This is a genomic window from Bradyrhizobium sp. USDA 4532, assembly GCF_024171315.1.
Lineage (GTDB): Bacteria > Pseudomonadota > Alphaproteobacteria > Rhizobiales > Xanthobacteraceae > Bradyrhizobium > Bradyrhizobium australafricanum.
In genome coordinates this window covers 1,204,796-1,221,458 of sequence record NZ_JALJZN010000001.1, presented here as the reverse complement: position 1 = coordinate 1,221,458, position 16,663 = coordinate 1,204,796, and the positions used below count along the sequence as shown (strand labels likewise).

Genomic DNA, 16,663 nt, shown 5'->3' with positions numbered 1-16,663 from the left:
CGCTCACGTCAGCTTGCCGGTGTATTTCTCCAGCGCCGCCCAGGCGTCCGCGCCGTAGGTCTTCTGCCACTGCGTGTAGAAGCCGGCCTTCACCAACGCGGCCCTGAACTGCACGGGATCGGGCTTGTTGAAGGTCATGCCCTTCTCGGTCAGCTCGGCCTGCAGCGAGCGGTCCATCTCGACCAGATCGGTGCGCTCCTTCACCGCCGCGGCGTCGAACGCGGCATTGATGAGCTCGAGCAGATCGGGCGGCAGGGCCGCCATCGCGCGGCGGTTGCCGAGGATCCAGTAACCGCTCCAGCAATGGTTCGAGAGCGCGCAGAATTTCTGCACCTCGTAGAGCTTGCCGGTCGAGACCTGCGCCAGCGGGTTCTCCTGCCCTTCGACGATGTGGGTCTGCAGCGCCGAATAGAGTTCGCTGTAGGAGATGCTCGACGGCAGCGCGCCAAGCCCTGAGAACAGCGACGTCAGCAATGCCGTCACCGGCACGCGGATCTTGAAACCCTTGAGATCGTCGACGCTGTTGAGCTGCCGGCTCGACGACGAGGTGATCTGACGGAAGCCGTTGTCCCAGACCTTCTTCAGCGGCACGACGCCGGTCTTCGTGATCGCCTCGCGCACGAGGTCGCCGACGCCGCCGTCCATCGCCGCCCAGACCTGGTCGTAGGTCTGAAAGGCGAAACCGATGCTGGGCAGCCCCGATAGCGGCACCAGCGTCGACAGCGTCATGCTGGGCGCGGCCAGCAGCTCGATCCCGCCGGCGCGGACCTGCGACAGCATCTCCGGATCGCCTCCGAGCTGGCTGTTGGCGAACACCGTGATGTTGACCCGGCCGGACGACTGCGCGCCGACCGCCTTGGCGGCCTCAGTCAGGCGGATTGTTAGCGGATGGGTTTCCGGAGTGTTGACGCCGAGCTTGAAGTCGAACTCGGCCGCCGCAACGGCGCGCTTACCAAACATCGTGGCGGCGAGTGCCGCGGAGCCGGTTCCAAGGACCCGGCGCCGGGTTAGTCTCATTGTTTTCATTATTGTTTTTCTCCCAAGCGCATTTCCGCGCCTGGGGCAGTTTTAGCCGGCCGGCAGTGTGACGCAAGGCACGGTGAAACCAATCCGCCCGTGGCACGAAACCATTTCCCGGAACTCACGAAACGATCCGGAAACAGATGGGCCTTACCAGTACCTGCCATAGACGGCGCACAGACGCCCGGAGGCGACCATGAACCACTCGATCCATTCAGCTGACCGCGCGACCCATCTCAAGATTGTGGTGGTTGCCCTTATTGCGGGGATCGGGATCGCGGCGCTCGGCATTTCGGCCCGGAACAACGCGGATTTCACCCAGACTGCCCAGTCCACGCAGGTCATCAAGGCTGGCAAGCCGGTGGCGATCACCTCGTCGGGCACCTCCACGGTCCGCTAAGACGCTTTCAAGCCTCGGCAGACACAACGGCCGCCCCTGGGCGGCCTTTCTTGTTGGTCCTGATCGTCTCAAGCTCGGACCAGGACGGTGTGGCCTTTGCGAGCAGGTTCGGCTACGGCGATTGTGGACCACCGAGACCGGAGTGCGCGCGATCGACGTGTGCAAGGTCGCAACCCGGCTGAGCGCCGCGAATGACTGAACCTCGCCTCGCCGGCGACAACATTGCGAAGCCGCAGCATGCTTCCCGCACCGACGGGTCGCCCCCTTTGCTCGGCCTCCCGGCATCGCTGCCGCTGGTGCTCGACCTCGACGGCACGCTGATCACGGGCGACCTGCTCTATCTGAGCTTCGTCTCGATCCTGCGCCGCAATCCGCTGATCGTCGTGTCATGCGCCGCCTGGCTGACGCGCGGCCGCGCGGCGCTGAAGCGCCGGCTCGCACAGCGCCAGCGCATCGACTGGAGCCGGATCGAACTGCACCAGGACGTCGTCGCATTGGCCGAGCGCGAGAACGCGGCCGGCCGCCGCATCGTGCTGGCAACCGCGGCCGACGCGCTGCTCGCTCAGAAGCTGGCGTCGCGTCTGCCTTGGATCGACCAGGTGCTTGCCTCCGACGGCGAACATAATCTCAAGGGCGCCAACAAGGCCGACCTGTTGCAAAGGACATTTCCCGGGGGCTTCATCTACGCCGGCGACAGCGCCTCCGACCTCGCGGTCTGGGCCCACGCCGCCGGCATCATCACCGTCAATGCCCGCGATGCCGTGCGCGCCGCCGCGGCCGGGCTCGGCAGGCCGACGCTGCATTTGCAGGGCCGCGCGACCGCAGCGAAATCTTAACCGCGCCCTAACGCGGTTGTTCGATTGCAATCCGCTCCGCGACCCCAGTCTTAAAAGTTGCCCGGCTAAGGTCGGCGTCAACAAAGGCGCAGGCCACAATGAATTTGCAGCAGCAAGTAATTTCAACCGGCTTCAAGATCATCTGCACGGATTGCGGCAGCCTGGCGATCAAGGTCGCCGATCCGGCGCATGCATCCGGCGACACCATCATCGAATGCCGCCGCTGCAACGCGGTGCGCGGCACGGTGGCGGACCTGCACAATTTGGCGCGGCGCGGCCGTGACCTGTTCGAATTCTAACCGCGGCCCCGCCAATGCTGTCAGACCCGAAGGCGACCACGCAGAGCGACGTTCCCTTGGACACGGTCTGGTCGATCCTCGAGGCCGCCAACGAATTGGGCGACACCCACACGGTTGACGCCTGCCGCCGCATCATCGACGCCAATTTGCGCGGCGATGCACCGGGACAATCCGACCTCAACGCGGTCGCCGCATTCTTTGCCTGATCAAGGCAGGGCGTTGCCGTTGTGTGAATTCGTAGGGCATCGCGGAGACGAATGGCCAGGCAGAAACATAACAACACAGACCGAGATATTGCTTAACTTGCTTCGTCCAGGGCCGACCGGCTAGCTGCCTGGCAGCTTTCGGATTCGGACGGACCGATGACATTGACGCGCGGTGACCTGGTTGTCGGGGTCACGATCCCCGGGTTCTTCGTCCTCAGCGTCGCCTCGATGATCGCCTGTGGGCACGCATTCCCGGCGATGCATGTCTGGCGATCCGGCATCACCGCGCAGGCCGTCCTCGGCATCACCATCATGGTCGCGTTCGTCCCGGCGTTCGTCGCGGCACGATTCAGCTTCGGTTATCTGGTCGGCTTCTCGCTGCTGTCAGCCGTGTTCGGCTTCGTCTGGCTCAGCTTCTTCAGCGCCTTCGACTATCCGCACGCCATCGCCCGCTGGGCCATGATCGCCGCGCTGGCCGCAGCGATGATCCCTCTGATGTTACAGAATATCCCGGTTTGGCGGCCCGATTTGTCCGAGGCGGCCGTCAAGCGCATCGCGATTCTGCTGCTGGCGTCGTGCTTCGCCGTGCTGGTGGCCGACATCTCCTACGGGGCCAATCTTGGCAATCCCTATGGCGCAGCCCGCACCGCCGTCGTGCGCCCGGCGCTGTTGAACTATCTCACCGGAATCATGACCGGCGCGGTCCTGCCCTATTTGTTCGCGCATTTCGCATCGCGCAGCCGGTGGATGCCGGCGGCCGGGGTGCTGCTGCTTGCGCTTTGCTTCTATCCCGTCGTCAACAACAAGACCGTCCTTCTGTTGCCGATCTGGCTGCCGTTTCTGTTCTGGCTGTACGGCCGGTTCGACCCGCGGCTGGCCACGGTGCTCGCATTTCTGATCCCGATGATCGTCGGCCTTTTGGCTTTCGCCGTCCTCGTGTCCGACAAGACCTACATCGTGTTCAGCACCATCAATCTGCGCTTCGTCGCGATCCCGTCACTCGCGCTCGATCAATACGCCGACTTCTTTGCGCACCGCGAACTCACCCGGTTCTGCCAGATCACCGTCCTGCGATACATAACCGCCTGCCCGTACGGCGAGCTCGGCCCGACCCTCGGAGCGATTTATCAGGACGGCAATTTCAACGCGTCCTTCCTCGCCACCGAGGGCATCGCATCGGTCGGTCTTGCGCTCGCCCCGGTGTCGGCTTTCGTCTGCGGCCTGATCCTGTCGGTGGGATCGATGGTCTCAAAGCACCTGTCGCCGCGCTTCATCGCGGTTTCGTCCGGCATCGCAGTTCAGGCGATCATGAACGTGCCGCTCACGACAGGCCTGCTGTCGAACGGGATAGCACTGCTGTTCCTGCTGTGGTGGCTGACGCCCGAACAGCGCGTGGCATTATCGGTCAGGCTCGAGCAGGCCGCTCAACCCGTCAGCGTTGTCGGCCTCGCGGCGTCCTGAGCTGTCGCGGCAGTTCGCCAGGTGCAGTGAACAGGAGGGCAGGCAACTCGTTATGGCACCGGTCCAGAGGGACCAATGGTTTCGGGCCAAACACGCTGCTAAGTCATTGAAATAAATGGCGCGAGAGACGGGACTCGAACCCGCGGCCTCCGCCGTGACAGGGCGGCGCTCTAACCAACTGAGCTACTCCCGCGGATGCCGATCGTCGGATTGATCCGCGCAGGACCGAGGGCATAAAGGCCCGCATCCGGTTAGTCAAGGAGGTTGCGGATCCCTGCACAGCATCGGCATTTTCGCGGCACATACGCGGGTTGTCGCCTGTTTTCAGGGGAAACGGCGTAGTCAGCGAAGCCCCGAATCAAATAAGGCCTGATACGTCTGGGTTTCCTGTGGCCGGCCCGGCGCTGCCGTTCCCGGAACCGGCGGTTTTCAGGACTTGTCCGGACGCATTTTCCCGACGCGAACGGCGCGCCATTCGCGTGAAAAGCAGCAATCCAGCCATTCAGCAACGAGGAGGGCCAGACATGGCGAAGAAAGCAGCGACACCGGCGACGATCACGCTGAAGCATTTGGCGGCGGCCATCGCCGAAGAGCAGGAGCTGTCCAAGAAACAGGCCGAGGCGATCCTGACCGATATGGTCACCAGGATCACCAAGCACCTCAAGAAGGGCGAGCGCATCAGGATCGTCGGCCTCGGCATCCTCCAGGTCCGCAAGCGCGCCGCCCGCATGGGCCGCAACCCGGCGACCGGCGAACAGATCCACATCAAGGCCAGCAAGAAGGTCGCCTTCCGCGCCGCCAAGGAGCTGAAGGAAGCCGTCTAGCGCCTACTCTCTCCGTTAAGGCAAAGCGCCATTCCGGCTCGTGACGCGGCCCCGGGGTGGCGCTTTTCTGTTATAGGAGTGTCCTTCGAAACTCGCCTTGACGCGGTTTGCTCGCGCGAACCAACTTCGCCAAAGCGCATTGTTCCTTTCTCCAGTTTTTTGCGCGGTTTTCATGCTGGCACCGGCTCTCGACTTCAAGCACACCGTCACCGAGCGCTTCCTGCGCTATGTCGTGATCGACACCCAGTCCGATCCGGATTCACCCACCACGCCTTCCACCGAGAAGCAGAAGAATCTCGGGCGCCTGCTGGTCGCCGAGCTGCAGGCGATGGGGATATCCGACGCGCATCTTGATCCGCACGGATACGTCTATGCGACGATCCCGGCCAACACCGACAAGACAGTGCCGGTGATCTGCTTCTGCTCGCACATGGACACCTCTCCCGACTGCACCGGCAAGAACGTCAAGCCGCAGGTCGTGAAGAACTACCGCGGCGGCGACATCGTGCTTCCCGCCGATGCCTCGCAGGTGATCCGCCCCGCCGAGCACCAAGCGCTAGCCGACCAGATCGGCAACGACATCATCACCACCGACGGCACCACCCTGCTCGGCGCCGACAACAAGGCGGGCCTTGCCGAGATCATGGATGCCGCGCATTTCCTGATCACCAATCCGCAGGTCAAGCACGGCACCATCAAGATCCTGTTCACGCCGGACGAGGAGATCGGCCGCGGCGTCGACAAGGTCGACATCAAGAAGCTGGGGGCCGATTTCGGTTACACCATGGACGGCGAGACCGCCGGCCATATCGAGGACGAGACCTTCTCGGCCGACGGCGCCAGCATCATCATCGAAGGCGTCGCGACCCATCCGGGATTCGCCAAGGGCAAGATGGAGCACGCGATCAAGATCGCCGCCGCGATCGTCGATCGCCTGCCGAAGGACACCTGCTCGCCCGAGACCACCGAGGGCAAGGAAGGCTTCCTGCATCCGGTCGCGATCTCCGGCGCGCTGGAGAACGCGCGGATCGACTTCATCGTGCGCGATTTCACCGAGGCCGGCCTGAAGCAGAAGGAATCGCTGCTGGAAGACATCGTGAAGGACATCATGAAGGGCTATCCGCGCTCGACCTACCGCATGGAGGTCAAGCAGCAGTACCGCAACATGAAGGATGTGATCGATCGCCACCCGCAGATCGTGGCCTATGCGATCGAGGCGATCGAGCGCGCCGGTCTCACGCCGGTGAAGACCTCGATCCGCGGCGGCACTGACGGCTCGCGGCTGTCCTTCATGGGACTGCCCTGCCCGAACATCTTCGCCGGAGAGCACGCGTTCCATTCGCGGCTCGAATGGGTCAGCCGGCAGGACATGGAGAAAGCCGTGCAGACCATCGTGCACCTGGCGATGATCTGGGAAGAGCGAGCGTAGGAGTCGCAGCTCCTTTTTCTTCCGTCATTGCGAGGAGCTCGGCGACAAAATTGCGAAGCAATTTTGCGCTGAAGCGACGAAGCAATCCATGCTGGCACATATGCGGCGCGATGGATTGCTTGCTCGCGCGCACAATGACGGAGTGCTTGGTCCCGAGAGTTCTATGCCCGCGCGGTCACGATCCAGATCGCGCCGGGCAGCAGCACCGCATCGCCCTTCAAGAAAGGCGCCAGCGCCTCGCGCATCGAGGCGATCGCCGCAGCGCGCACCTCATCAGGGTGCCCTTCCAGCGCGCGGCTGGCCGGCCCGATCTCGAGCGCGCCCTGTATCGCGGCATCGATGCCGCGCCCGGTCGCGACATCAAGCTCAACCCGGCACGGCTCCATGGCAATGCCGGAGAAGCCGGCTTCGCCCAGGATCCGCTTCACCCGGGCCTCGGAGGCGAACGCGAACGGGCCGGGATCCTCGGGCCCTAGCGGCGGCAGTTTCGGCACGTGCTTGTAGACGGCAGCAAGCGGCGTCATGAAGAACGGATTTTCGCGCGGCTCCTGCCAGCAGACGAAGGCGAGACGGCCGGTCGGCTTCATCGCCTTGCGCAGATTGGCGAACGACGTCACGGGATCGGCAAAGAACATCACGCCAAAGCGCGAGGCCAACAGATCGAAGCTCTCGCTGACAAACGGATAGATGGTCGCGTCGGCCAGCGCGAACTCCACCGGCAAACCCTGCGGCGCGCTCTGCCGCGCCCGCGTCAGCATCGGCTCCGAGACATCGACGCCGAGCACGTGACCTGTGGGCGCGACCTTGGCCGCCAGCGCGAAGCTCGAGGCGCCGCTGCCACAGCCGACATCGACGACGCGTTCGCCGGCTTTCGGCGCGGCACGATCGATCAGGAGGTCGAGCACCGGCTGCAGCACGATATCCTGCGCGGCCTGCCGTGTGGCCCAGCGCTGACCGCCCGGCCCGTTCCAATAAGCAATCTGGTCGGCGTTCTGCGGATGGCCAGCGTTCATGCGATCCAAACCTCGTTAGGAAGCTTCTGTCGTCTCATGCTTGGGCATGATCCTTTTCGGAATACCGCTTCGCACTTTTCCGGATCATGCCCTAGCAAGTCTCGCGCGTCGCGGCGCGCAGCATCGGCATCAGCTGATAGGTGAATCCGGCATCGGCCTTGGTGACGGGATCGTTGGCGACGATCTCCTGCGGATCGGCATCGTCAGGCAATTGCAGCACGCCGAGTCCCCAGACCCCGGCGGGATCGGCGACCGGTCCGAACACCAGCGCCTTGCCGGCCTGCAGCAGTTCGCCGCAATAGGCGACGTGCGCCTGCATGATGGCGGCTTCCTGCGGCGCCATATCCTGAGGAAAGGTCGGGCGCGGTCCGGTCAATTTGCAGACGTAGTATTTCATCGACCTGATCCGCGCTCGGAGCTCTATTTGGCGGCTGCGCTCGTGGGCTTGGCCGGTTTCGGCTTCGCGGCATTCGCCTTGGGCGCGCCCTGCCCGTCGCTGCGCGCGATGCCCCAGGGATCGGTCGGCTTCTGATCCGGCACACCACTGAGCGCCCGCTGATAGGCGCGCTGCTGGCGCGCCTCGTTGGCCGCATCGGCCGGCGACTTCTCGACCTCTTCGCGATAGCGCTGAACGTGATCCGACTGTGCGAATGCGGGTCCGGCAATCATGGTGAGAAGAAAAATCGCGGCGAGTTTGCGCATGCATCAAGTTCCCGGTTAGGCGGACAGAATAGCATCGCTGCAGCGTCGGCATCAAATCGGAGCGCGTGACTTTCGGCACCTTTCGCACCATCGGGGATCGAATGACATTCGGCACGCCAGCGCGGAGCAAGCGCGGTCCCGGCCATCCCCATGAGACTACTCCACGGCCGGGATCGCGCCCTCTCCGCGCGTTCACCGAGAGCGATGCAATGGCCTTACTCCGTAGGGCTCATCAACCAGAGGCCGCTTTGCAGCTCGTGAAACACCGCGCCACCGTCATCCTGCGCGAGCATGTGCAAGCGGAGGCCGAGCTGGTCGGACGAGCCGCGGTTCTCACCGATGGAACCGCAGGGACCGTCGAGGGCGTGTTTCTCGACGAATCTCATGGGTTGCGCATCTCGATCAAGGGCCACATCGGGAAGTGGCCGATCGCGACCATCAGGATGCTTCAGCCATAGGGCTGGATCCAAAACGGGGAAGCACGCCCGCACATTCAGGCAGCCGGTCCGCCTGCGCTCTTCGAGCTTCGGTGCGACAGCCTTCGCCCTGCGAACCGAACAAGCGGATGAATTCGTGCTCACAGGCTGGCTTGCCCAGCCGTAGCCCGTGAGGTGCGAAGGCTGGTAGGCGGCGAGAGATTCGAACTCCCGACCCTCTCGGTGTAAACGAGATGCTCTAACCAGCTGAGCTAGCCGCCCTTACCTGCGCGCCTCTTTAGCCTCGCCTGCCCCCGAGGCGCAAGGCCGCAACACCTCAATCCGTCAGCTCCAGTCCTTGGGGTGCGCTGGCAATTCCTTGAGATCATTGATCCATGGCGCAGCGGAGCGGCACCAGACCTGGCGTCGCGGGGTCAATTGGCCGCGCTGGCGAATGCTGCCCCAGCGGATGCCCCAGTCGTCGGGCCCGCCGTCCTCGCCACTCGTAAACAGCGGCGAACCGCAATCGCCGCAAAAGTGCTGGAAGCGGATTCGGCCGTTATCGCCCCGCTTGCCGTAGACCTTCGGCGCACCTCCGGTCAGCCGCACCTGTTCGGCGTCGCAGATCACCGTGACGCGGTAGGGCGAGCCGGTCAGCGCCTGGCAGTCCGTGCAATGGCAGATCGAGACCCGTTCCGGGTCGATCTCGGCCTGATAGGTGATAGCCCCGCAATGGCATTGCCCGTCGATACGCATATGGCGCTCTCCAATTCCGTCAAACAAAGCAACCGCCGTGGGCGCGGTTCCATCGTCCAGGGGGCCTGGCTCTCGGCCCACTTCCCTTGCGGAGCAACGCCGGTATCCCGTACCCACCTTGTTTGGGATACCAAATCGGGATACCAAACCCGCCAGACCGAGATTCTGTACCCGCTAAGGCGGCCAAAGGACGGCGCCATGTCGCAGATGCTTCAGATCCATGACCAGCTCCGGGAGATGATCCTGTCGCTCGACCTGGGCCCCGGCGAGCGACTGACCGAGCGCTGGCTGGAGAGCCGGTTCGAGGGATCGCGCACGCCGATCCGTGCCGCGCTGGTCCGGCTCGAAGGCGAAGAGCTGGTGCGCCGCGACGGCCGCAACTGGATCGTCGCACCGATCGACCTCGGTGAGCTGGAGGCGCTGGCCGAGTTCCGGATTCCGCTGGAGACGACGGCGGTGCGCCTCGCCTGCGCGCGGGCGAGCGCAGCCGATATCGCCGGCGTCGAGGAGATGCTGGATGCCTGCCAGTCCGGCGCGCCGCGCGAGGAATGGCATCGGGTCGGCACCGATTTCCATGTCGAGATCGCGCGGCTCTCCGGCAACCCCTTCATCGTCAAGGCGATCGCCGGCGCCATGACGAGGCTGTCGCGGGCGCGCTGGCTGGAAGTGTGGACCGAGCCGTCGCGCGAGCAGGCCTGGCGCGAGCACCGGCGCATCCTCGGCTTCATCAAGGCCAACGATCCGGAGGCCGCCGCGCGCGAGGCCGCCGACCACATCACCGATACCCGTGATCGCCTGCTGCGTTCGCTGAACGAGGATCGCCGCGGCCTGCGGGCGCGCGGCTTCGCCGTGATCGGGCTGCGCTGACATGAACATCGAAGTCGATCGCGAAGCCCTGCTCGACGCGGGCCCCTGGAAACGCAATTTGATCGTCTGCGTGTTCGGCTCCTTCACGACAATCGTGGGGATGACGCTGCTGCTGCCGTTCCTGCCGCTCTATGTCGAGCAGCTCGGCGTGACCGATCATGCCGCGATCGTGCAATGGTCGGGCGTCGCCTATGGCGCGACCTTCTTCAGCGCGGCGCTGACGGCGCCGCTGTGGGGACGGCTCGCCGATCGCTACGGCCGCAAGCTGATGCTGATCCGCGCCAGCCTCGGCATGGCGATCGCGATGTCGCTGATCGGCATGGCGCACAACGTCTATGAGCTGGTCGGCCTGCGGCTGCTGACCGGCCTGCTCGGCGGCTACGCGTCGGGTTCGACCGTGCTGGTCGCGGCGCAGACGCCGAAAGCGCGATCCGGCTGGGCGATCGGCGTGCTGTCGGCCGGCATCATGGCCGGCAGCCTGGTCGGTCCCTTGATCGGCGGCGTGCTGCCGGGGCTGATCGGCATCCGCGCGACCTTCTTCCTGATCGGCGGCGTCATCTTCTTCACCTTCCTCGGCACGACCTTTTTGATCCGCGAGGAAGCACGCCCGAAGACCGCGAAAGGCGGCAAGGCGCGTGGCGGCTGGTCGCTGGTCCCGGACAAGCGCCCTGTCGTCGCGATGTGGGGAACCGGCCTGCTGCTGATGGTCGCCAACATGTCGATCGAGCCGATCATCACGGTCTATGTCGCGCAACTGGTCGAAGCACCGCAGGTGACGTTCGTCGCCGGCCTCGTGATGTCGGCGGCGGCCTTCGGCAGCCTCTTGTCGTCCTCGCATCTCGGCAAGCTGGCCGATCGGGTCGGCCACTGGCGGATCATCACCATCTGCCTTGCTGTCTCCGCGCTGCTGTTGATCCCGCAGGCCTTCGTGGTCAGCGGCTGGCAGTTGATCCTGCTGCGCTTCCTGATGGGGCTCGCGCTCGGCGGCCTCCTGCCCTGCATCGCGAGCGTGATCCGGCACAACGTGCCTGATGCGGTCACCGGCAGCATGCTCGGCTATTCTATCTCGGCGCAATATGCCGGCCAGGTGATCGGCCCGCTCGCCGGCGGCTTCATCGGCGGCCATATCGGCATGCCCGCGGTGTTCCTCGGCACCAGCGTGCTGATGGCACTCGGCGCGATCGGCAATTTCGTCGTCGAGAGGAAAGACTAGTTCCGGCGCCGGCGTACCCACGCCGGCAACTCGATCGTTCCGTACCGCAACGACGAAAAAGCCCGTCGGGGTGTCGGAATGCGCGCCATTGGTTCGTTCTTTGCTGTGAAGCCAGCAAATGGAGATCCCCAATGGCCGACCTGACGCTTACCACCTTCGATTGGGTTCCGGAGATGCCGCGGGGATTTGTGCGCGACCTCCGGGTGCGCTGGGCACTGGAAGAGGCGCGCTTGCCGTATCGCGTTGCGAGCGTGCCATTTCGCGATCGGAGCGCCGAGCACTTCGCGCACCAGCCGTTCGGCCAGGTGCCGTGGCTGACCGACGGCGACATCTCGATCTTCGAGAGCGGCGCGATCCTGCTGCATCTCGGCGAGCGCAGCGACGCGCTGCTGCCGACCGATCCGCACCAACGCAACGAGGCTTTGAAATGGCTGTTCGCAGCGCTCAACTCGGTCGAGATGGCGAGCCTGCCCTGGTCGCTCCTGGTATTCTCGGGCGAGAGCGGCGGCACGTCGGCATGGACACGCTTCGACGGCTTCCTGCAATCCCGGCTCAGGTACATGGAGCCGGTGCTCGCGGGCCGCAAATGGCTGGCCGGGCCATTCTCCGTCGCCGACATTCTCATGGCGGATGTGCTGCGCCTGGTCGACCGCTTCGACGGACTGGCGGAATATCCCGCGTGTCGCGACTACGTCGCGCGCGCCACGGCCCGGCCGGCTTTCGCAAAAGCGCATGCCGATCAGATGGCGCACTTTGCCGCCGCGGACAGAGCCGCAGCCTTCCCGACCTGATCGCGAACAGCGAAAACAAAAACGGCGCCCAAAGGCGCCGTTTTCTTATGTCGATCTGAGCTCGCTCAGTGCGCCGTCAGGCCGCCGGACGCTTCATCGGAAGCATCGGGCTTGACGTCGACCTTGCTCGTCTCCTCTTCCCAGACGATCGGCGCGGGCACGCGGACCAGCGCCTTGGCGACGACCTCATCCAGCCGCGAGACCGGAATGATGTCCATGCCGCCCTTGATCGCATCGGAAATCTCCGTGAGATCCTTGGCGTTGTCCTCCGGGATCAGCACCGTCTTGATGCCGCCGCGGGCGGCGGCCAGGAGCTTCTCCTTCAGACCGCCGATCGGCAGCACGCGACCACGCAGCGTGATCTCGCCGGTCATCGCGACATCGTGGCGGACCGGAATGCCGGTCATGACCGAGATGATCGCGGTGGCCATCGCAACGCCGGCAGACGGACCGTCCTTCGGCGTCGCGCCCTCCGGCACGTGAACGTGGATGTCGCGGCGGTCGAACATCGGCGGTTCGATGCCGTAGACGATCGCACGCGAGCGGACGTAGGACGCCGCCGCCGAGATCGACTCCTTCATCACATCGCGCAGATTGCCCGTGACGGTCATCTTGCCCTTGCCGGGCATCATGACGCCTTCAATGGTGAGCAACTCGCCGCCGACATCGGTCCAGGCCAGACCGGTGACGATACCGACCTGATCCTCGTCGTCGATCTCGCCGAAGCGATACTTCGGAACGCCGAGGAACTCTTCGATGTTCGCCTCGGTGACCTTCACCGACTTCTTCTTGGAGATCATCAGCTCCTTCACCGCCTTGCGGGCGAGTGTGGAGAGCTCACGCTCCAGGTTACGCACGCCCGCTTCGCGGGTGTAGCGGCGGATCATCAAGAGCAAGGCCGCGTCGTCGATCGACCATTCCTTGGAGTCCAGACCGTGCTTGGAGAGCGCGCTCGGGATCAGATGCTTGCGCGCGATCTCGACCTTCTCGTTCTCCGTGTAGCCGGCGATCCGGATGATCTCCATGCGGTCCATCAGCGGGCCGGGAATATTCAGCGTATTCGCGGTCGTGATGAACATCACGTTGGACAGGTCGTAGTCGACCTCCAGGTAGTGGTCGTTGAAGGTCGAGTTCTGCTCGGGGTCCAAGACCTCAAGCAGCGCCGACGACGGATCGCCGCGGAAATCGGCGCCCATCTTGTCGATCTCGTCCAGCAGGAACAGCGGGTTCGAGGTCTTCGCCTTGCGCATCGACTGGATGATCTTGCCGGGCATCGAGCCGATATAGGTGCGGCGGTGACCGCGGATCTCGGCCTCGTCACGCACGCCGCCGAGCGACACGCGCACGAATTCGCGCCCCGTGGCCTTCGCGATCGACTTGCCGAGCGAGGTCTTGCCGACGCCGGGAGGCCCGACCAGGCACAGGATCGGTCCGGTCAGCTTGTTGGCGCGCGACTGCACCGCGAGATACTCGACGATACGGTCCTTGACCTTCTCTAGTCCGTAGTGATCGGAGTCCAGCACCGCCTGCGCGGCCTCGAGGTCCTTCTTGACCTTGGACTTCTTGCCCCACGGGATCGACAGCAGCCAATCCAGATAGTTGCGCACGACGGTCGCTTCCGCGGACATCGGCGACATCTGGCGCAGCTTCTTCAGCTCGTGCTGGGCCTTCTCGCGCGCTTCCTTGGACAGCTTGGTCTTGGAGATCTTCTCCTCCAGATCGGCCAGCTCGTCGCGACCTTCGTCGTCGCCGAGCTCCTTCTGGATCGCCTTCATCTGCTCGTTCAGGTAATACTCGCGCTGGGTCTTCTCCATCTGGCGCTTGACGCGCGAGCGGATGCGCTTCTCGACCTGCAACACCGAGATCTCGCTCTCCATCAGGCCCAGCACCTTCTCCAGGCGCTGCGTGACGGACAACGTCTCCAGGATCGCTTGCCGATCGGCAATCTTGACCGCGAGATGCGAGGCAACGGTATCGCCGAGCTTGGCGAAATCGGTGATCGCCTGAACCACGCCGACGACTTCGGCGGAGATCTTCTTGTTCAGCTTCACATAGCTTTCGAAGTCGGACACGACCGACCGCGCCAGCGCCTCGGCTTCGACCGAGTTGGCGTCAGTGTCGGCGAGCGCGACCGCGGTCGCCTCATAATATTCGCTGCGGTCGGAATACTTCTCGACGCGCGCGCGCTCGAGGCCCTCGACCAGCACCTTGACGGTGCCGTCGGGCAGTTTCAGGAGCTGCAGGACGCTGGCGAGCGTACCGGTCTCGTAAATTGAATCGGGTGCCGGATCGTCATCGGACGCGTTCTTCTGCGTCGCGAGCATGATCAGCGCGTCGTTCTTCATCACCTCTTCGAGCGCGCGGATCGATTTCTCGCGGCCGACGAAGAGCGGCACGATCATGTGCGGGAAGACGACGATGTCGCGGAGCGGCAGCACCGGATAGGAGTGGCTTTCGCCGTGGACGATCGTTGGCCGGGGTTTTGAGGTCGTCATGGCCTAATCCTTTTGTTGTGCCCCCTTGCACGCAGTCCGCCTGCTTGCGCAACCGCCACAAGGTGCCTTGGTGATGCGGAATGAGAATGCCGTCGGCAGCCGCTTATTCCGCATCGTGAAGCGACGAATCTCAACGGATGAGATCCCTCACCGATAGCATTAGGTGGCTATCAGGCGGGGGGGTGTCAAGTCTCAGAAGTGTCGGGAAATATAGGCTAAACAAGCATTTGCTGCCACGCCGTAAGGGCGCCGCTGCTGCGCCACGGCGGCCGCCGGAGCGTCCGGCAGCCGTGCATTTTTGGCGGGTCGGGACGAGCGCCGTTTAGGCGCTCGCGCTGCTCTCGACGGCGCGGTCGGAACGATCCGCGTAGATGTAGAGTGGACGCGCCGTTCCCTCGACGACCTCGCGCGAGATCACGACTTCCTCGACGCCTTCCAGGCCCGGGAGATCGAACATGGTTTCGAGCAGGATGCTCTCCAGGATCGACCGCAGGCCGCGCGCGCCGGTCTTGCGCTCGATCGCCTTGCGGGCGACCGCGCCAAGCGCCTCGTCGGCGAAGGTCAGCTCGATGTTCTCCATCTCGAACAGCCGCTGGTACTGCTTCACCAGCGCGTTCTTCGGATCGGTCAGGATCTTCTTCAGCGAGGTCTCGTCGAGGTCCTCCAGCGTCGCAACGACGGGCAGACGGCCGACGAATTCCGGGATCAGGCCGTACTTCAGCAGATCTTCCGGCTCGACGTGACGGAAGATCTCGCCGGTGCGGCGGTCCTCCGGCGCGAGCACCTGCGCCGCGAAGCCGATCGAGGTCGAGCGGCCGCGCGCGGAGATGATCTTCTCGAGGCCCGAGAACGCACCGCCGCAGATGAACAGGATATTGGTGGTATCTACCTGCAGGAACTCCTGCTGCGGATGCTTGCGGCCGCCCTGCGGCGGGACCGAAGCCACAGTGCCTTCCATGATCTTCAGCAGCGCCTGCTGGACGCCCTCGCCCGACACATCGCGGGTGATCGAGGGGTTGTCCGATTTGCGGCTGATCTTGTCGATTTCGTCGATATAGACGATGCCGCGCTGCGCACGCTCGACGTTGTAGTCGGCGGCCTGCAGCAGCTTCAGGATGATGTTCTCGACGTCCTCGCCGACATAGCCGGCTTCAGTCAGCGTCGTCGCGTCAGCCATGGTGAAGGGCACGTCGAGGATGCGGGCCAGCGTCTGCGCGAGCAGCGTCTTGCCCGAACCGGTCGGACCGATCAGCAAAATGTTCGACTTCGCCAGTTCGACGTCGTTGTGCTTGGTCTGATGGTTGAGCCGCTTGTAGTGGTTGTGGACGGCGACCGACAGCACCTTCTTGGCATGGCTCTGGCCGATCACGTAGTCGTCCAGGACCTTGCAGATTTCCTTCGGCGTCGGGATGCCGTCGCGCGACTTCACCAGCGAGGACTTGTTCTCCTCGCGAATGATGTCCATGCACAGTTCGACACACTCGTCGCAAATGAAGACAGTCGGTCCGGCAATCAGCTTGCGAACTTCATGCTGGCTCTTGCCGCAGAACGAGCAATATAGCGTGTTCTTGGCGTCGCTCGTGCCGACCTTACTCATTCATTATCTCCGTCCGCCGTTCGATCTTGTTTGCCAGATCGACCCAATCCGGCACACAACCGGGCTGTTGGGTAGATAGAGCAAATTCCGTACCAAAAAAGACCCTTACGCAATACTGACCGTGTGGATCACGGTTTATTCGAATCTCCGCGATCATAGCCGATGCATCACAGCCAACCATGCTGGCACCCGACTATCAAGAATTCGCTAATCGGATGGCCGGCTCAAGACCGTGACAATACCGTGATTTTCAACGATCGCACGTGGAATACGCGTCGAAATCCACGGAACGTTGCGGGATTACCACGTCGGTATATGAGCACGAAAGCGGAACTTTC

General features: G+C 63.9%; 18 protein-coding genes and 2 tRNA genes. 11 read left to right on the top strand and 9 right to left on the bottom strand.

Annotation, left to right across the window (positions count from 1 at the left end; genetic code table 11):
- Window positions 1–3 precede the first annotated feature (3 nt).
- Window positions 4–1,017 carry a TRAP transporter substrate-binding protein gene (locus J2R76_RS05925; protein WP_253625990.1) on the bottom strand — a complete coding sequence of 338 codons (1,014 nt, stop codon included), beginning with the start codon at window positions 1,015–1,017 and terminating at the stop codon, window positions 4–6.
- Window positions 1,018–1,216: 199 nt separating this feature from the next.
- On the opposite strand from J2R76_RS05925, the gene J2R76_RS05920 reads away from it, so the two are divergent.
- From J2R76_RS05920 to J2R76_RS05900, 5 genes are all read left to right on the top strand, one after another.
- Complete coding sequence (locus J2R76_RS05920) at window positions 1,217–1,420, top strand: hypothetical protein (protein ID WP_057016463.1); 204 nt, start codon at window positions 1,217–1,219, stop codon at window positions 1,418–1,420.
- A 191-nt stretch (window positions 1,421–1,611) separates the two neighbouring features.
- Window positions 1,612–2,256, top strand: coding sequence for a haloacid dehalogenase-like hydrolase (locus tag J2R76_RS05915; RefSeq protein ID WP_141340999.1), 645 nt, complete (start codon window positions 1,612–1,614; stop codon window positions 2,254–2,256).
- A 98-nt stretch (window positions 2,257–2,354) separates the two neighbouring features.
- Complete coding sequence (locus J2R76_RS05910; protein ID WP_028333962.1) at window positions 2,355–2,555, top strand: hypothetical protein; 201 nt, start codon at window positions 2,355–2,357, stop codon at window positions 2,553–2,555.
- 14 nt (window positions 2,556–2,569) lie between these two features.
- A complete protein-coding gene (locus J2R76_RS05905; protein ID WP_076825345.1) occupies window positions 2,570–2,761 on the top strand; it encodes a hypothetical protein in 192 nt (63 codons plus the stop codon).
- Window positions 2,762–2,917: 156 nt separating this feature from the next.
- On the top strand, window positions 2,918–4,222 hold the full coding sequence (locus J2R76_RS05900; protein ID WP_057016460.1) for a hypothetical protein: 1,305 nt from the start codon (window positions 2,918–2,920) through the stop codon (window positions 4,220–4,222).
- A 116-nt stretch (window positions 4,223–4,338) separates the two neighbouring features.
- Here the strand turns inward: J2R76_RS05900 and J2R76_RS05895 are convergent.
- Window positions 4,339–4,415: transfer RNA gene (locus J2R76_RS05895), tRNA-Asp, on the bottom strand.
- Between the two features lie 307 nt (window positions 4,416–4,722).
- On the opposite strand from J2R76_RS05895, the gene J2R76_RS40770 reads away from it, so the two are divergent.
- Window positions 4,723–5,046 carry an HU family DNA-binding protein gene (locus tag J2R76_RS40770; protein WP_259171327.1) on the top strand — a complete coding sequence of 108 codons (324 nt, stop codon included), beginning with the start codon at window positions 4,723–4,725 and terminating at the stop codon, window positions 5,044–5,046.
- Between the two features lie 172 nt (window positions 5,047–5,218).
- Entirely contained in the window at window positions 5,219–6,475 is a 1,257-nt protein-coding gene (gene pepT / locus J2R76_RS05885) for a peptidase T (RefSeq protein ID WP_141341000.1), read from the top strand.
- A 161-nt stretch (window positions 6,476–6,636) separates the two neighbouring features.
- On the opposite strand, the gene J2R76_RS05880 is transcribed toward pepT, so the two are convergent.
- The 3 genes from J2R76_RS05880 to J2R76_RS05870 form a co-directional block, all read right to left on the bottom strand.
- Entirely contained in the window at window positions 6,637–7,488 is an 852-nt protein-coding gene (locus tag J2R76_RS05880) for a class I SAM-dependent methyltransferase (protein WP_141341001.1), read from the bottom strand.
- A 91-nt stretch (window positions 7,489–7,579) separates the two neighbouring features.
- Entirely contained in the window at window positions 7,580–7,885 is a 306-nt protein-coding gene (locus J2R76_RS05875) for a YciI family protein (RefSeq protein WP_141341002.1), read from the bottom strand.
- Between the two features lie 23 nt (window positions 7,886–7,908).
- A complete protein-coding gene (locus J2R76_RS05870) occupies window positions 7,909–8,190 on the bottom strand; it encodes a hypothetical protein (RefSeq protein ID WP_038385060.1) in 282 nt (93 codons plus the stop codon).
- 248 nt (window positions 8,191–8,438) lie between these two features.
- Between J2R76_RS05870 and J2R76_RS05865 the strand changes: the two genes are divergently transcribed.
- Window positions 8,439–8,648: a hypothetical protein gene (locus tag J2R76_RS05865; protein WP_016847733.1), complete on the top strand. Its 210-nt coding sequence runs from the start codon at window positions 8,439–8,441 to the stop codon at window positions 8,646–8,648.
- A gap of 163 nt (window positions 8,649–8,811) precedes the next feature.
- On the opposite strand, the gene J2R76_RS05860 is transcribed toward J2R76_RS05865, so the two are convergent.
- Both J2R76_RS05860 and J2R76_RS05855 read right to left on the bottom strand, forming a co-directional pair.
- Window positions 8,812–8,888 (bottom strand) — tRNA-Val (locus tag J2R76_RS05860).
- Window positions 8,889–8,951: 63 nt separating this feature from the next.
- Window positions 8,952–9,362: a GFA family protein gene (locus J2R76_RS05855; protein WP_076825336.1), complete on the bottom strand. Its 411-nt coding sequence runs from the start codon at window positions 9,360–9,362 to the stop codon at window positions 8,952–8,954.
- 198 nt (window positions 9,363–9,560) lie between these two features.
- Here J2R76_RS05855 and J2R76_RS05850 point away from each other — a divergent pair, with 198 nt between their 5' ends.
- The 3 genes from J2R76_RS05850 (at window position 9,561) to J2R76_RS05840 (ending at window position 12,233) form a co-directional block, all read left to right on the top strand.
- Window positions 9,561–10,229: a GntR family transcriptional regulator gene (locus J2R76_RS05850; protein WP_028340149.1), complete on the top strand. Its 669-nt coding sequence runs from the start codon at window positions 9,561–9,563 to the stop codon at window positions 10,227–10,229.
- A 1-nt stretch (window position 10,230) separates the two neighbouring features.
- Window positions 10,231–11,442 (top strand): MFS transporter, encoded by a 1,212-nt coding sequence (locus J2R76_RS05845; RefSeq protein ID WP_092077821.1) that lies wholly within the window; start codon window positions 10,231–10,233, stop codon window positions 11,440–11,442.
- Window positions 11,443–11,573: 131 nt separating this feature from the next.
- Complete coding sequence (locus tag J2R76_RS05840; protein ID WP_141341003.1) at window positions 11,574–12,233, top strand: glutathione S-transferase family protein; 660 nt, start codon at window positions 11,574–11,576, stop codon at window positions 12,231–12,233.
- 65 nt (window positions 12,234–12,298) lie between these two features.
- Here J2R76_RS05840 and lon read toward each other — a convergent pair whose 3' ends face one another.
- The gene (lon, locus tag J2R76_RS05835; protein ID WP_028333951.1) at window positions 12,299–14,728 is read right to left on the bottom strand and encodes an endopeptidase La; all 2,430 of its coding nucleotides are present in this window, start codon (window positions 14,726–14,728) and stop codon (window positions 12,299–12,301) included.
- 322 nt (window positions 14,729–15,050) lie between these two features.
- Window positions 15,051–16,325 carry an ATP-dependent Clp protease ATP-binding subunit ClpX gene (gene clpX / locus J2R76_RS05830; RefSeq protein ID WP_018271869.1) on the bottom strand — a complete coding sequence of 425 codons (1,275 nt, stop codon included), beginning with the start codon at window positions 16,323–16,325 and terminating at the stop codon, window positions 15,051–15,053.
- Between the last annotated feature and the right edge of the window lie 338 nt (window positions 16,326–16,663).

Coding starts and splice junctions, on each gene's coding strand:
- clpX (WP_018271869.1), bottom strand. CDS start 16,325: ATGAGTAAGGTCGGCACGAGCGACGCCAAGAACACGCTATATTGCTCG.
- J2R76_RS05870 (WP_038385060.1), bottom strand. CDS start 8,190: ATGCGCAAACTCGCCGCGATTTTTCTTCTCACCATGATTGCCGGACCC.
- pepT (WP_141341000.1), top strand. CDS start 5,219: ATGCTGGCACCGGCTCTCGACTTCAAGCACACCGTCACCGAGCGCTTC.
- J2R76_RS05900 (WP_057016460.1), top strand. CDS start 2,918: ATGACATTGACGCGCGGTGACCTGGTTGTCGGGGTCACGATCCCCGGG.
- J2R76_RS05855 (WP_076825336.1), bottom strand. CDS start 9,362: ATGCGTATCGACGGGCAATGCCATTGCGGGGCTATCACCTATCAGGCC.
- J2R76_RS05850 (WP_028340149.1), top strand. CDS start 9,561: ATGTCGCAGATGCTTCAGATCCATGACCAGCTCCGGGAGATGATCCTG.
- J2R76_RS05840 (WP_141341003.1), top strand. CDS start 11,574: ATGGCCGACCTGACGCTTACCACCTTCGATTGGGTTCCGGAGATGCCG.
- J2R76_RS05915 (WP_141340999.1), top strand. CDS start 1,612: ATGACTGAACCTCGCCTCGCCGGCGACAACATTGCGAAGCCGCAGCAT.
- J2R76_RS05880 (WP_141341001.1), bottom strand. CDS start 7,488: ATGAACGCTGGCCATCCGCAGAACGCCGACCAGATTGCTTATTGGAAC.
- J2R76_RS05925 (WP_253625990.1), bottom strand. CDS start 1,017: ATGAGACTAACCCGGCGCCGGGTCCTTGGAACCGGCTCCGCGGCACTC.
- J2R76_RS05905 (WP_076825345.1), top strand. CDS start 2,570: ATGCTGTCAGACCCGAAGGCGACCACGCAGAGCGACGTTCCCTTGGAC.
- J2R76_RS05875 (WP_141341002.1), bottom strand. CDS start 7,885: ATGAAATACTACGTCTGCAAATTGACCGGACCGCGCCCGACCTTTCCT.
- J2R76_RS05920 (WP_057016463.1), top strand. CDS start 1,217: ATGAACCACTCGATCCATTCAGCTGACCGCGCGACCCATCTCAAGATT.
- J2R76_RS05910 (WP_028333962.1), top strand. CDS start 2,355: ATGAATTTGCAGCAGCAAGTAATTTCAACCGGCTTCAAGATCATCTGC.
- J2R76_RS05845 (WP_092077821.1), top strand. CDS start 10,231: ATGAACATCGAAGTCGATCGCGAAGCCCTGCTCGACGCGGGCCCCTGG.
- lon (WP_028333951.1), bottom strand. CDS start 14,728: ATGACGACCTCAAAACCCCGGCCAACGATCGTCCACGGCGAAAGCCAC.